Source organism: Belnapia sp. AC561, assembly GCF_979252845.1.
This window is the reverse complement of the sequence record NZ_CEEDBP010000009.1, coordinates 48,464-61,447: the sequence shown is the minus strand read 5'-3', so window position 1 is coordinate 61,447 and position 12,984 is coordinate 48,464. Positions and strand designations below refer to the sequence as shown.

The window sequence follows — 12,984 nt, the reverse complement described above, 5'->3', positions numbered from 1 at the left end:
CCTGGCGTGGCGGAAATCCTGCCGTGATGCAATCCGGCATTGCCAATCCCTCTGCCGCTTCACAACGCGGTCAGTGCCTGCCGCCCCAAAGGCGGCGGCGCCGTTTGCATCGCAATGTTCTCATTCCCGTCGCTCACGACCGCGATCCATCATACCCGAACCCTGCCGAGCTGGACCCGTTGGCTACTGACCGTACTGGTCGTCGCCGGGGTCTTCGCCGCCCGCAGCGCGCTCGATGGCATCCTGCCATCGCGCAACATGCTGCTGATGCCGATCCTGTCCGTCCTCATCAGCGCGACGCTCTTCGATCGCAATTCGGGCTTGCTCGCCACGCTGCTTTCGGCGGCCGTCATCCTCTGGACGCGCCAGGCGGGCGAGGCGGATGCCCGGCTGCAAAACCAGCAGGACATCGCCGCGCTGGTCCTGTTCCTGGTGGTCGGCGGCTTCATCAGCCTGCTGATCGATGCCTTCCATTCGGCGCTGGCCCGGCTGAAGGCCGCCCATGCGGAGCTGGCACGCACCGGCGAGCAGCGGCAGCTGCTGCTGCAGGAATTCCGCCACAGGACCAGGAACGACCTGCAGTCCCTGGTGGCGCTGCTGCTGCTGCGGGCACGGGCCGCACCCTCCCCGGCGGCGCAGGATGGGCTGCGGGAAGCCGCGGACCATGCCCGTGCCCTGGCCCGGGTGCATACCCTGCTCGCCCAGGGCGCGATCCATGAGGACGACCCGACGCTGGTCGATACCCGTGGCTTCGTCGAGGGGCTGGCGATGCAATTGGCGGAAACCCATGCCACCGACGACCTCCGTCCTGTGGCCCTCAGCGCCATGGCGGAAGCGCATGCGCTGGATTCGGAACGGGCCATCCTGGTCGGCCTCGTGCTGAATGAATGCGTCACCAATGCGCTGAAATACGCCTTCCCGGACGAGCGGCCAGGGCGGGTGACGGTCCGCTTCACCCGCCACGAGAATGATTTCCGGCTGGTCATCGAGGATGACGGGACCGGCTCGCCGGCCGAGGATCCGCGGCCGGACGGGGAGCGGACCAGGCCGCTGGGTACCGGTCTCGGGACGCGGCTGCTGCGCGGCATGGCGGCGCAGCTTCGCGGCAGCTTCAGCCGCGGCCCCGGTGCCGGCGGCATCGGCACCCGGGCCGAATTGCAGTTCCCGGTCCATGCCCCGGGTGGCCGCGCCTGACGGCCGGAGCTATCGGGCCAGCAGCGCCTGCGTCTCCTCCCAGAGGCGCCGCACCAGGTCGCCGGCCGGCTCCGCGGTGCCGAGGGCAGCCCCCTGCCCGGCCCAGGTCTGCATCCGCCCGGCATCGCCGGCGGCCTCGGCCGCGGCCCGCACCTTGACCATCAGCGCGCGCTGCACCGGGTAGGGCGCGGGCGGCAGGTCGCCGGCGAAGGCCTCCGTCACCGTATTGCGGATGCCGCGGGCGAGGCGGCCGGAGAAGCCGCGGGTCAGCACGGTATCCTCCGGCTTGGCAGCGGCCAGGGCTGCGGCCCAATGCGGGTTGAGCTGGGTCTCCGGGCAACGCAGGAAGGCGGTGCCGAGCTGGGCCGCACTGGCGCCCAGCACCAGCGCGGCGGCGATGCCGCGTCCATCCATGATGCCGCCGGCGGCGATGACCGGAATGGAGACCGCATCGGCCACCTGCGGCAGCAGGGCGAACAATCCATTGAGCTGGCCCTCCGCGGCGGCCTGGTCGTAGCTGCCGCGATGGCCGCCGGCCTCGGCCCCCTGGGCGACCACGGCGGCGGCCCCGGCCGCCTCGGCGGCGCGGGCCTCGGCCACGGTGGTGGCGCAGCCGAACCAGGCGATGCCGGCGGCGGCCAGGCGCGCGGCCATCTCGGGCGGGAAGACGCCCATCATGGCGGAGGCGATGGGCGGCCGGGCCTCGACCAGGGCATCGACCTGGGCGGCGAAGTCGGCAAGGAAGGGCCCAGGGCCAGGATCCGGGATGGGCTCTCCGGCCAGCGTCGCCAGGGTCTCGCGCACCTTGGCCTCATGCGCTGGATCCCGCACCGGGGCGGGGTCGGGCATCCAGAGATTGACCTGGAAGGTGCCGTTGCTGCGGCTGCGAAAGTCGCCGGCCCAGGCGCGGATCTGCTCCGGGCTGCTCATCAGCGCGCCGAAGCCGCCCATGCCGCCGGCACTGGCCACGGCCGCCGCCAGCGGGGCCGGGCTGGCGCTGGCCATGGGGGCCTGGAGGATCGGCGCGCGGAGGCCGAAGCGGGCGCAGAAGGCCTCGGCACGCTGGCGCGGGGTAGTCATGCGGCGGCCTCCGTCAGGCGGGTGGGAATTTCGCCGATTGCCGGGATCTCGGCATTGGCAAAGGCGAGGCGGATGTGGCGGTCCTGCCCGGGACCAAAGAAGGGTCCGGGCAGGCCGAGCAGCCCGCGGTCGGCGGCCAGGTGCTCGGCGACGGCCATCGCATCGGGGCCATCCTCCGGCACCCGGAGGTAGCCGAAATAGGCCCCCAGCGCATCGAGCCGCCAGCCCGGAAGCTGGGCGGCGGCGCGGCGGAAGGCGATGCCGCGCTCGGCCATGATGGCGCGGTTGCCGGCGCGCCAGGCGCCCAGGGTCGGGATGGCCCAGGTGAGCGCTCCCTGGGCGGCGCGGGGCGGGCAGATCTGCTGGGTGTCCAGCGCCTTCAGCAGCTCGGCACGGAAGCCCGGGCCGCAGGCGATGGCGCCGACGCGATGACCCGGAATGCAATAGGCCTTGGAGAAGCTGTAGAGGTGGATCAGCCCGTCGCGCCAAGCCAGGTCCTGGAACAGCGCATGCGGCGGCGAGGACTCCGCCGGCAGGAAGTCCCGGTAGGTCTCGTCCAGCACCAGCCAAGCGCCGTACTGCCGGCACAGCGCGGCGCAGCGGGCGATGACGGCGGCGGGATAGACCGCGCCGGTCGGGTTGTTCGGCGTCACCAGCACCAGGGCGCGGGCGCCCTCGCGCAGCGCGGCCTCCACGCGGTCCGGATCGGGGACGAAGCCGTCCTCGGCGCGGCAGGGCAGCGGCAGCACCGGGATGCCGGCCATCTCCAGCGCCATGCGGTGGTTGAAGTACCAGGGGGTCGGCAGGATGACCCGCTCCCCCTGCCCCGCCAGCACCGTCATCACCATCGAGAAGGCCAGGTTGCAGCCGGCGGTGATGGCAATGTCGGGCGCGGCAATCGGTGCGCCATAGAAGCCCGCCATGTCGTCGGCCAGCGCCTCCCGCAGCGCCAGGCCCCCGTCGATCGGGCCATAGCCGGCCGAGGCGCGGCTGCCGGCCATCTCGGCCAGCGTCGCCAGCAGCTCGGGGTGCGGCGGATAGCCCGGCACCGCCTGGGTCAGGTCGATCAGCGGCCCCGCCTGGCCGGCATAGCGCGCCGCCCAGGCCCGGGCGGTCGGGATGGCCGGGGCGGCGGTGGCGCGGATGCGCGGCGAGAGCGGGAGCATCGCCGCTAGCTGCCGACCTTCAAGGTGCTGGTCAGGCCGCGCAGGCAGGCGAGGATCGACAGCGGGGTGATCTTGCCGGTGCGCGGGTTCTCCTCGCTCGGGACATTCTCGATGGTCATGGTCAGCCGCGCGGCGGCGGCCTCGACCCGGATGGTATGGGTGTTGCGGGTCACGCCGGGGTCGCCCCAGATCTCGACCATGGTGCGTTCCGGCCCGATGCCGGCCAGCGCCAGGGCGGCGGCGACATTCACGTTGGCCGGGAAGCCGCGGGCCGCATCGAAGGCATTGCCCTTGAAGACCAGCTTGGCGCTGGTGATGCCAAGCACGTCGATGCCGTTCTCGACCAGGTAGGGCGCACCCTCCAGGCCGCGCGGCGGCTTGCGGGTCTCGATGGTGACGCTGGCGACATCGCCTTCCGCCGCGGCGCGGACCGCATCCAGCCCCAGCAGGGCGCCGGTCGGGACGATGATGCGGGCGCCGGTCTTCCGGGCACGGGCGATGAGGTGCATGCGCGGCAGCAGGGCGCCGACCGAGGAAGGGACGAAGATGCGGCCGCGGTTGATGGCGGCCTCGGCGATCTCCTCGAAGACCGTCGCGGGAGCGGCCTCGACGATGACGTCTGCGTGTTCCGCCAGTTGCGACAGCGAGACGAGGGCCGGTGCCGCGCGGAAGCCGGCGATGGTGCGGCGGGCCTTTTCCTGGTCCCGCGCGGCCACCGCGGTGAGACGCAATCCCTCAACTCCTGCGTCTAGGGCTCGGGCGAGATGCGCGCCGATGGCGCCAAGCCCGCCGATGGCGACGGTGAGTGTTGCGGCCATGGGACTGTCTCCTGCCTACTGTATTGGGGATGTAACCGATGCCCGGCGGGAGGGGAACCTTGGGCCATTCGGCGCTTTAAGCGCAACGACCAGCCGAGATGCGGGTCCGAAACAGACCAAGGAGCCAGCCCATGACCGTTAGCCCCCTGTTGCGCGGCCTCGCCGCTGCTGCGGTGCTGACCACGCTCGCCGCTTGCGACAACACGCGCGACGGCACCCGCGGCAACCCGCCGAGCACGGCGACCCAGCGGGCCTATGACCGGGCCACGGGCGCCCCGGCGACCCCGGCCGACGGCACCCGCGGCAACCCGAGCGGCACCGCCGCCGAGCGCGCCCTCGACCGCGCCGCCGGCACCGACACCTCGGGCGCCTACCCGGCGCAGCGCGACGGCACCCGCGCCAACCCGCCGGGCACGGCGGCGGAGCGGGCCTATGACCGCGCCACCGGCTCGAACACCTCGGGCGCCTATCCGGCGAACCGCTAAAGGAAGATTGGGGGAAGGTATTTCCCCCAAACCCCCATCTATCTTTGTTAGGTAACTCACGGGAATAGATGGGGGGTCCGGGGAGAATACTTTCTCCCCGGCCCTTTTCTTCAGACGACAGGGCTCCGCCCGCCATCCACGTTGATGGCCGTGCCGGCGATATAGCCGCCGCCCTCGCTGCACAGGAACAGCGCCATCGCGGCGAATTCCTCGGCCTTGCCGTAGCGGCCCATCGGCAGCGCCGCGCCCAGCTTGCCCAGCCATTCCTCGTAGCTCTCGTTGGTCTTGCTCGCCGCATGGCGGCGGCGATGCTGGTCGCTGTCGATCAGCCCGACCAGCATGGCATTCACCAGGATGTTGTGCTTCGCGCCCTCGTTGGCCTGGACCTTGGTCAGGGCCATGCCGGCGGCGCGGGAGACGGCGGTGGGCGCCCCCTCGGCCGGCGGGGCCTTGGCGCCGGTGTTCAGCACGTTGATGATCCGGCCCCATTTGCGGGACTGCATCCCCGGCCAGACCAGCCGGCCGAGCCGGATGGCGGCGAACAGCTTCAGATCCAGGTCGTTCTGCCAGAGCGCGTCGGTCACCTCGAGGAAGGGGCCGCGCTGGCTGGTGCCGGCGTTGTTGATGAGGATATCGACCTTGCCGAGCTTCTGCTCGGCCTCGGCGAAGGCCGCCTCGCAGCCCGGGGCGGTGCCGATGTCGGCGCTGATGGCGGCGACCTGGGCGCCCGGCGTCGCGGCCTTGATCTCGGCCTCGGCGGCCGCCAGCGATTCGGTGCCGCGGGCGACGATGGCGACCGCCCCGCCGGCGGCGGCGAAGGCCTTGGCCATGGCGAGGCCGAGGCCCTTGGACCCGCCGGTGATGAGCGCGACGCGCCCGGCGACTGATAATTGCATGGATGCTTCCCCCAAATGATTTGGTCGGGACGCATCCTGCCGGGCGCGGAAGGGCGAGGGAAGAGAGGGGATGGGGCGACCTACGGGGCTCGAACCCGTGACATTCGGCACCACAAGCCGACGCTCTGCCAGCTGAGCTAAGGCCGCCACACAAACCCGCCGCGGTCTGGCACCGCTGCGGGGGGAGGGAATACGGCTAGCTGGCGGCTGCCGTCAACTGCCGGCCGCCACGGGACTCCACCCAAATGCGCATCCGCTCCAAAGCGGCGTCGATGATCGCGTCGCCCTTGCAGAAGGCGAAGCGGGCATAATGGCTGGGGGCATCCTCCGAGGCATAGAAGGCGGTCACCGGAATGGCGGTGACCTTGGCCTCCTCGGTCAGCGCCCGGCAGAAGGCGACGTCGTCGCCGTTGAAGCCCAAGGGACGGAAATCCGTGGTGATGAAGTAGCTGCCCTGGGTCGGCAGCACCCCGAAGCCGAGTGCGGCCAGGCCCTTCGCCAGGCGGTCGCGCTTGGCCTCCAGCGTGGCGGAGAGGCCGGCGAAGTAGCTGTCCTCCTTCATCAGCCCCACCGCGACGCCCCGCTGCAGGTTGGGCGCGGTGGTGAAGGTCAGGTTCTGGTGCGCCTTGGCGACATTGCCGGCGAGCGAGCGGTCGCAGGTGATGTAGCCCACCTTCCAGCCGGTCAGGCTGAAGGTCTTGCCGGCCGAGCCGATGCGCATGCAGCGTTCCCGCATCCCCGGCAGGGTCATCAGCGGGATGTGCTTCCAGCCGTCGAAGGTCAGGTGCTCGTAGACCTCGTCGCAGATGGCGTAGCAGTCGTGCCGCTGGATCAGGTCGGCGATGAAGGCCAGCTCGGCGGCGGTGAAGACCTTGCCGGTCGGGTTCATCGGGCTGTTGAACAGGATGGCCTTGGTCTTCGGCCCGAAGGCGGCGGCCAGCTCGGCCCGCGGCAGTTCCCATTTCGGTGGGCTGAGCCGGACCAGCTTGGGGATGGCGCCGAGCAGCTTCACCACCGGCAGGTAGGTGTCGTAGAGCGGCTCGATCAGCACGCATTCGTCGCCCGGGTTCAGCACCGCCATGAGGCAGGCGGTGATGGCCTCGGTGGCGCCGGAGGTGACGATGACCTCGCCGTTCGGGTCGGCGTCGATCCCGTAGAAACGCTTGTTGTGGCTGGAGACCGCCTGGCGCAGCTCCAGCAGCCCGGTCATCGGCGGGTACTGGTTGCGGTTGTCCTTCAGGGCGGCGGCGGCCGCCTCCACCACATCCTCGGGCCCCTCGTAGTCCGGGAAGCCCTGGCCGAGGTTGATGGCGTCATGCTGCACCGCGAGCGCGCTCATCACCGTGAAGATGGTGGTGCCGGTGGCGGATAGCAGATCGTTCTGGGGCTTCATCCGCCCAAACCCTTCCAAGCCGATTGCGGGGCCGGGCGCTGGCGCCGGGCCTGCCCCATCATACGCATCGGCGCCAGCGGGGCTAGGCTGCGGCTGGGCCCGGACGGACCCGATCGGAAACGACACGGTATCTGCCGGTTTTCCGGGCAAGATGCCGCCAAGACAGGCGATCATGGCGTGAAAACCTCGGGAATCCCTGGACACGGCCGATTGAACCCGTGGCACGGGGCGTGCAAAACACCCGGGGACGGCGACGGCGCAACGGGTGCCCGCCGAGGGAAGCGTCAGGCCGGAAGCCAAATCGGACATCAGTGCAGGATCGGAGCCCCTTGCGGGATCGGGCCATGGCAGGATCGACCGGGTGGGGACCAACACGCTGGAACGCAAAGCGGAGCCGATGAAAAAGATCGAGGCCATCATCAAGCCCTTCAAGCTCGACGAAGTGAAGGATGCCCTGCACGAGATAGGGCTGCAGGGGCTCACCGTCGTCGAAGCCAAGGGCTTCGGCCGCCAGAAGGGCCATACGGAACTCTACCGCGGGGCCGAATACGTCGTCGATTTCCTGCCGAAGGTGAAGATCGAGGTCGTCTGCAGCGATGACCTCGTGGAGCGCGCCGTCGAGGCGATCTCCCAGGCCGCCCGCACCGGGCGCATCGGCGACGGGAAGATCTTCATCTCCGAGATCCAGGAGGTGATCCGCATCCGCACCGGCGAAAGGGGCGACGACGCGGTCTAGCTGACGGGCGCGCTTTTCCGGATTTCAGCAGAAGCCGGAATGGTGCATCACGGGCCGGGATAGGCCGCTGCCGGGTTGCACCCACGGCCGGCGGTGACAAGCCTGGATGGCACGCAGGCCCCCTTCCCGGGGGCAGCGCGGCATCCGGGGCGCGCAACGGGCCATGGGGCCGGGGCGCGGCAGGGGGCATCGTGGGGATCCCGCAAGGGGTCCCGGGACCAACCAAGGGTACAGGATACAAGCGCATGTCGGACAAGGCAGCCGCCGTCTCCAAGGTCATGGAGATGATCAAGGAGCACAGCGTCGAGTACGTGGACTTCCGCTTCACCGACCCGAAGGGCAAGTGGCAGCACACCGCGCAGCACGTCTCGACCGTGGACGAGGATAATTTCGTCGACGGCATCATGTTCGACGGTTCGTCCATCGCCGGCTGGAAGGCGATCAACGAGTCCGACATGATCCTCATGCCGGATGCCTCCACCGCGACGATGGATCCGTTCTCGGCCAAGCCGCAGCTGATCCTGATCTGCGACATCATCGAGCCCTCGACCGGCCAGTTCTATGCCCGCGACCCGCGCGCGACCGCCAAGCTGGCCGAGGCCTATGTCGCCTCCTCCGGCGTCGGCGACACCGTGCTGGTGGGCGCCGAGGCCGAGTTCTTCATCTTCGACAGCGTGAAGTTCGGCACCGGCGGCAACTTCGGCACCTACCAGCTCGACAGCATCGAGGGTCCCGGTTCGTCCTTGAAGGACTACCCCGAGGGCAACATGGGCCACCGCCCGGGCGTCAAGGGCGGCTACTTCCCGGTGGCGCCGGTCGATGGCGATGCCGACCTGCGCGCCGAGATGCTCTCGACCATGATCGAGATGGGCCTGCCGGGCGAGAAGCACCACCACGAGGTGGCGCAGTCGCAGCACGAGCTGGGCACCAAGTTCGGCAAGCTGACGACGATGGCCGACCAGATGCAGATCTACAAGTACTGCGTCCACAACGTCGCCCACAGCTACGGCAAGACCGCGACCTTCATGCCGAAGCCGATCTACGGCGACAACGGCTCGGGCATGCACACCCATCTTTCCATCTGGAAGGAAGGCAAGCCGATGTTCGCGGGCAACGGCTATGCCGACCTGTCCGAGATGTGCATCTACGCCATCGGTGGCATCATCAAGCACGCCAAGGCGGTGAATGCCTTCACCAACCCCTCGACCAACAGCTACAAGCGGCTGATCCCGGGCTTCGAGGCCCCCGTGCTGCTGGCCTATTCGGCCCGCAACCGCTCGGCCTCCTGCCGCATCCCCTACACCACCAGCCCGAAGGCGAAGCGGGTCGAGGTGCGGTTCCCGGATCCCTCCGCGAACCCCTATCTCGCCTATGCCGCGCTGACCATGGCGGCGATGGACGGGATCAAGAACAAGATCCACCCCGGCGACCCGATGGACAAGGATCTCTACGACCTGCCCCCCGAGGAGCTGAAGGGCATCCCGACGGTCTGCGGCTCGCTGCGCGAGGCGCTCGGCGCACTGGCCGCCGACCACGACTTCCTGCTCGAGGGCGGCGTCTTCTCGAAGGACCAGATCGAGAGCTACATCGAGCTGAAGTGGGCCGACGTCTACCGCTTCGAGCACACCCCGCACCCGGTCGAGTTCGAGATGTACTACTCGGTCTGATCGATCCTCGCCGGCCCCACGGGGCCGGCGAATGTTGCTGCGAAAGCCGGCCCGGGGTCTCCCCCGGGCCGGCTTTTTCATGGACCGGCGGCCAGCTCCGCCCGATGCGCCTCGACCAGCGCGGCCATGCTGGGGAAGTGGAAGGCGATCCGCGCCTCCTTCGGCGGCGGCGGCGTCGCGCCCCAGCCGGCGATGCCCTGGCGCCGGTCGATCCAGGCGCAGGCGAGCCCCGCCTCGGTCGCCGGGTCATGGTCGTGGAACAGGCTCTGCGCCGTGTGCAGGATATCCGCGCGGCCGAAGCCGAGCCCCGCCAGCTTGCCCAGCAGGTAATCGAAATTCGCCGGCGCCGGCTTGTAGGAACCGATGTCCTGCGCGGTGCAGATCAGGTCGAATTCCACCGCCAGCCGCCGGTTGCTGGCAGCGAAGCTGGTGCGGTCGACATTCGAAAGGATGACCAGCCGGAAATGCTGCTTGAGGTAGGCCAGCGCCGCGGCGGAATCCGGGAAGGCCGGCCAGTCCGGGACCGAGGCCCCGAAGGCGGCATCCGCGGCCGCATCCGGCGCGGCGCCCCATTCCTCCGCGAGCCGGCCATGCACCACCGCCAGCAGCTCGGAATAGACCATGCCGGGGGTCGCAGCTTCCTGGCGGGACTCATGCTCCCCGAAGACCTCCAGCGCCGCGTCGCGCCCGGGCGGCTTGGGCAGGCGGGAGAGCAGCGGTTGCAGCGCGGCGAAGATGCCGCTCTCCCAGTCGATCAGGGTGCCGTAGCAGTCGAAGGTCAGGACCTTGAAATCACGCAACCGCATCATCCGCTCCTCGGGTGGCGCGGCCAGGATAGACCTCAATCGGCCCGGATCGAATTCTCCCGCACCACCTTCCCCCAGATCTCCACCTGCCGGTCGACGAAGGCGGCCAGCGCCGGCGGCTCGGACAGCACCAGCCGGGCCTGCTGCGTCTCCTCCATCTGCTGGCGGAGCCGCGGCTCGTTCAGCGTTTCCCGCAGCACCGCATTCATCCGGGCGATCAGCGGCGCCGGCGTGCCGGCCGGGGCGAATACGCCCCACCAGGCTTCGGCCTGCAGGCCGGGGAAGCCGGATTCCTCGGCCGTGGCGATATCCTTCAGCAGCGGCAGGCGTTCCGGCCCGAACTGGGCGATGGCGCGCAGGCTGCCGCCGCTGATATGCGGCGCGAGCAGCGCGGCACTGCCGATCATCACCTCGATATGCCCGGCGATGGTGTCGTTCACGGCGAGGCCGCCGCCACGATAGGCCAGGTGCGGCATGCTGGTGCCGGTGCGGGCCTGCAGCAGCATCATCGTCAGATGGCCGAGCGTGCCATTGCCGGTGGAGCCGTAGGAGACGCCATCCGGCTTCGCCTTCGCCGCCGCCACCAGATCCGTCAGGCTGCGATAGGGCTTGTCCGGCCGCGTGGCGATGACATAGGGCGCGCCGCCGATCAGCATGACCGGATCGAGGTCCTTGGTCAGGTTGAAGGGCAGGCTCGGCAGCAGCGCCGGCATGGTCGCATGGCTGTCGAAGGTCAGCAGCCAGGTGAGGCCATCGGGCGTCGCCTTGGCGACCGCATCGGTGCCGATGGACCCCGCCGCGCCGGAGCGGTTCTCCACCACCACCGGCTGGCCGAAGCGCTGGGTGAGCCCCGGCGTCACCAGCCGCGCCACGGCATCGGTGGAGCCGCCGGCGGCGAAGGGCACGATGATGCGGATGGGACCGGCGGGCATCGCCGCGGGCTGGGCGAAGGCGGGGCCGGCAAGCGACGTGGCCGCCAGGCCAAGCGCCAGCCGCCGCGAAAGGCTTTGGGTCACTGCATATCCTCTCGGGAAGGGGCCGCGCCGCATGGCGCGGCCCCGGTTCGCATCAGGCCGGCTTGAAGACCGGATAGGGCGGGCCGTCATCCTTCGTCGGCCGCCAGGTGACCTGCACCTTGTCGCCGATCGCCACGGTGTCGTAGTCGCACTCGACGATGTTGGTCATCATCGTCGGGCCTTCCTCGAGCGTCACATAGGCGATGGCGTAGACCTCCGGCGCGCGCTTCATCACGCTGACGCTGTAGATCGTGCCACGGCCGGGGCTCTCGACCCATTCCGTGGTCTCGCTCATGCAATGCGGGCAGCAGGCGCGGGGATACCAATGCGCCTTGCCGCAGCTCGTGCATTTCTTGATCAGGAATTTGCCTTCCTTCGCCGCGGCCCAGAAGGGCTCCGTCTCGGGGGAGGACATCGGCGCCGGGATGGCGCGCTCCTTGCCGGCCATGCTGCTTACTCCCGTTCCATGATGAGGGTCGCGCCGCCGTGCCGGCTGCCGAGCAAGCCGCCCGTGCCATGCGCCAGGGCGATGTCGCAATTGGGCACCTGAACCTTGGGATGCGCCTCCCCGCGCAACTGCCGCACCGCCTCGATCACCTTGGTGATGCCGCCGCGATTGGCCGGGTGGTTGTTGCAGAGCCCGCCGCCATCGGTGTTGAAGGGCAGCTTGCCGACGCCCGAGATGAGGTTGCCGTCGGCGACGAAGCGGCCGCCCTGGCCCTTCTCGCAGAAGCCGAGGTCCTCGAGCTGCACCACCACGGTGATGGTGAAGCTGTCGTAGATGGAAGCGTACTTGATGTCGGACGGCTTCACCCCCGCCTCGGCGAAGGCGGCAGGCCCGGAGCGGACGCCGGCTGAATAGGTCAGGTCGACGTTGCCGCCCATCTGGCCCTTCATGCTCTCACCCGCGCCCATCACCTTGACCAGCGGGCGCTTGAGGCTGCGGGCGATCTCCGGCGAGACGACCACGAGCGCCCCGCCGCCATCCGAGACGACGCAGCAATCCAGCCGGTGCAGCGGCGTGGCGATCAGCGGCGAGCCCACCACCTGCTCCACCGTCACCACGTCCCGCAGCATCGCATGCTCGTTGTACTGCGCATGGTGGGAGGCGGCGACCTTTACCCAGGCCAGTTGCTCGCTAGTGGTGCCGAACTGGTGCATGTGCCGCGCCGCGACCATCGCATAGGCATTCACCGTGGCGACGCCGAGCGGGAATTCCCACTGGGTATCCGGCGCATCGGCCCCGCGGATGCGCGGCGTGGCCCCCGAATGCCCCTCCGACCGCGGCCGGCCGGCAAGGGTGATCAGCGCCACCGAACACTTACCGGCGGCGATCGCCTCGGCCGCATGGGCGACATGGGCGATGTAGGAACAGCCGCCGACATCGGTGCTGTCGTAGTGCTTGAGGGTGAGGTTCATGTAGTCGGCCATGGCCAGCGGGCCGAGGCCGGGCGCGTCGCCGGCGCAGAAATAGCCGTCCACGTCGTCCTTGGTCAGCCCGGCGTCGCGCAGGGCGCCGAGCGCCGATTCCGCGTGCAGCTGGGCGACGGATTTGTCCTTGGCCAGTCGCGTCGGATGCTCATAGGCCCCCGCGATATAGGCCTTGCCTTTGATCGACATGCGCTCGGGCGCTCCCCTTCCCTGCCCGGCCTTTGGCGGCCGGGCGGCGGGAGTGTCGCGCCACCCAGCCGGGGCGGCAAGGGAGGCCACCCGGGCTGGCCGGCCGG

The 12,984-nt window shown here is 69.8% G+C and carries 13 protein-coding genes and 1 tRNA gene; 4 read left to right on the top strand and 10 right to left on the bottom strand.

Annotated elements, in window-relative coordinates:
* Positions 1-114: 114 nt before the first annotated feature.
* Entirely contained in the window at positions 115-1,194 is a 1,080-nt protein-coding gene (locus tag AC0IW9_RS09870) for a sensor histidine kinase (protein WP_471648061.1), read from the top strand.
* A gap of 9 nt (positions 1,195-1,203) precedes the next feature.
* Here the strand turns inward: AC0IW9_RS09870 and AC0IW9_RS09865 are convergent, their stop codons facing one another.
* Genes AC0IW9_RS09865 through AC0IW9_RS09855 form a run of 3 tightly spaced genes read right to left on the bottom strand, consistent with a single transcriptional unit; the run spans position 1,204 to position 4,258 of the window.
* Complete coding sequence (locus AC0IW9_RS09865) at positions 1,204-2,274, bottom strand: NAD(P)H-dependent flavin oxidoreductase (protein ID WP_471648060.1); 1,071 nt, start codon at positions 2,272-2,274, stop codon at positions 1,204-1,206.
* Positions 2,271-3,440 carry an aminotransferase gene (locus tag AC0IW9_RS09860; protein WP_471648059.1) on the bottom strand — a complete coding sequence of 390 codons (1,170 nt, stop codon included), beginning with the start codon at positions 3,438-3,440 and terminating at the stop codon, positions 2,271-2,273. Before AC0IW9_RS09860 ends, AC0IW9_RS09865 begins: the two co-directional genes overlap by 4 nt.
* Before the next feature lie 5 nt (positions 3,441-3,445).
* The gene (locus AC0IW9_RS09855; protein ID WP_471648058.1) at positions 3,446-4,258 is read right to left on the bottom strand and encodes an aspartate dehydrogenase; all 813 of its coding nucleotides are present in this window, start codon (positions 4,256-4,258) and stop codon (positions 3,446-3,448) included.
* A gap of 131 nt (positions 4,259-4,389) precedes the next feature.
* Between AC0IW9_RS09855 and AC0IW9_RS09850 the strand changes: the two genes are divergently transcribed.
* Positions 4,390-4,743, top strand: a complete 354-nt coding sequence (locus AC0IW9_RS09850; protein ID WP_471648057.1) for a hypothetical protein — start codon at positions 4,390-4,392, stop codon at positions 4,741-4,743.
* 110 nt (positions 4,744-4,853) lie between these two features.
* On the opposite strand, the gene AC0IW9_RS09845 is transcribed toward AC0IW9_RS09850, so the two are convergent.
* The 3 genes from AC0IW9_RS09845 to AC0IW9_RS09835 form a co-directional block, all read right to left on the bottom strand.
* Entirely contained in the window at positions 4,854-5,639 is a 786-nt protein-coding gene (locus AC0IW9_RS09845; protein ID WP_471648056.1) for an SDR family NAD(P)-dependent oxidoreductase, read from the bottom strand.
* A 71-nt stretch (positions 5,640-5,710) separates the two neighbouring features.
* Positions 5,711-5,786, bottom strand: a tRNA-His gene (locus tag AC0IW9_RS09840).
* Positions 5,787-5,835: 49 nt separating this feature from the next.
* Positions 5,836-7,032 (bottom strand): aminotransferase, encoded by a 1,197-nt coding sequence (locus AC0IW9_RS09835; protein ID WP_471648055.1) that lies wholly within the window; start codon positions 7,030-7,032, stop codon positions 5,836-5,838.
* Between the two features lie 397 nt (positions 7,033-7,429).
* Here AC0IW9_RS09835 and AC0IW9_RS09830 point away from each other — a divergent pair, with 397 nt between their 5' ends.
* Both AC0IW9_RS09830 and glnA read left to right on the top strand, forming a co-directional pair.
* Positions 7,430-7,768: a P-II family nitrogen regulator gene (locus AC0IW9_RS09830; RefSeq protein ID WP_471648054.1), complete on the top strand. Its 339-nt coding sequence runs from the start codon at positions 7,430-7,432 to the stop codon at positions 7,766-7,768.
* Positions 7,769-8,013: 245 nt separating this feature from the next.
* Complete coding sequence (gene glnA / locus AC0IW9_RS09825) at positions 8,014-9,435, top strand: type I glutamate--ammonia ligase (protein WP_471648053.1); 1,422 nt, start codon at positions 8,014-8,016, stop codon at positions 9,433-9,435.
* A 77-nt stretch (positions 9,436-9,512) separates the two neighbouring features.
* On the opposite strand, the gene AC0IW9_RS09820 is transcribed toward glnA, so the two are convergent.
* The 4 genes from AC0IW9_RS09820 to AC0IW9_RS09805 are packed head-to-tail and all read right to left on the bottom strand — an operon-like array spanning position 9,513 to position 12,877.
* A complete protein-coding gene (locus AC0IW9_RS09820; RefSeq protein WP_471648052.1) occupies positions 9,513-10,241 on the bottom strand; it encodes a haloacid dehalogenase type II in 729 nt (242 codons plus the stop codon).
* 35 nt (positions 10,242-10,276) lie between these two features.
* Positions 10,277-11,257, bottom strand: a complete 981-nt coding sequence (locus AC0IW9_RS09815; protein WP_471648051.1) for a Bug family tripartite tricarboxylate transporter substrate binding protein — start codon at positions 11,255-11,257, stop codon at positions 10,277-10,279.
* 52 nt (positions 11,258-11,309) lie between these two features.
* Positions 11,310-11,705 (bottom strand): Zn-ribbon domain-containing OB-fold protein, encoded by a 396-nt coding sequence (locus AC0IW9_RS09810; protein ID WP_471648050.1) that lies wholly within the window; start codon positions 11,703-11,705, stop codon positions 11,310-11,312.
* A 5-nt stretch (positions 11,706-11,710) separates the two neighbouring features.
* Entirely contained in the window at positions 11,711-12,877 is a 1,167-nt protein-coding gene (locus tag AC0IW9_RS09805; RefSeq protein WP_471648049.1) for a thiolase domain-containing protein, read from the bottom strand.
* Positions 12,878-12,984: the final 107 nt, after the last annotated feature.

What these genes read in the sequence shown, in the direction of transcription:
- AC0IW9_RS09870 (WP_471648061.1), top strand. Translation starts at nt 115, where the DNA reads ATGTTCTCATTCCCGTCGCTCACGACCGCGATCCATCATACCCGAACC.
- AC0IW9_RS09865 (WP_471648060.1), bottom strand. Translation starts at nt 2,274, where the DNA reads ATGACTACCCCGCGCCAGCGTGCCGAGGCCTTCTGCGCCCGCTTCGGC.
- AC0IW9_RS09860 (WP_471648059.1), bottom strand. Translation starts at nt 3,440, where the DNA reads ATGCTCCCGCTCTCGCCGCGCATCCGCGCCACCGCCGCCCCGGCCATC.
- AC0IW9_RS09855 (WP_471648058.1), bottom strand. Translation starts at nt 4,258, where the DNA reads ATGGCCGCAACACTCACCGTCGCCATCGGCGGGCTTGGCGCCATCGGC.
- AC0IW9_RS09850 (WP_471648057.1), top strand. Translation starts at nt 4,390, where the DNA reads ATGACCGTTAGCCCCCTGTTGCGCGGCCTCGCCGCTGCTGCGGTGCTG.
- AC0IW9_RS09845 (WP_471648056.1), bottom strand. Translation starts at nt 5,639, where the DNA reads ATGCAATTATCAGTCGCCGGGCGCGTCGCGCTCATCACCGGCGGGTCC.
- AC0IW9_RS09835 (WP_471648055.1), bottom strand. Translation starts at nt 7,032, where the DNA reads ATGAAGCCCCAGAACGATCTGCTATCCGCCACCGGCACCACCATCTTC.
- AC0IW9_RS09830 (WP_471648054.1), top strand. Translation starts at nt 7,430, where the DNA reads ATGAAAAAGATCGAGGCCATCATCAAGCCCTTCAAGCTCGACGAAGTG.
- glnA (WP_471648053.1), top strand. Translation starts at nt 8,014, where the DNA reads ATGTCGGACAAGGCAGCCGCCGTCTCCAAGGTCATGGAGATGATCAAG.
- AC0IW9_RS09820 (WP_471648052.1), bottom strand. Translation starts at nt 10,241, where the DNA reads ATGCGGTTGCGTGATTTCAAGGTCCTGACCTTCGACTGCTACGGCACC.
- AC0IW9_RS09810 (WP_471648050.1), bottom strand. Translation starts at nt 11,705, where the DNA reads ATGGCCGGCAAGGAGCGCGCCATCCCGGCGCCGATGTCCTCCCCCGAG.
- AC0IW9_RS09805 (WP_471648049.1), bottom strand. Translation starts at nt 12,877, where the DNA reads ATGTCGATCAAAGGCAAGGCCTATATCGCGGGGGCCTATGAGCATCCG.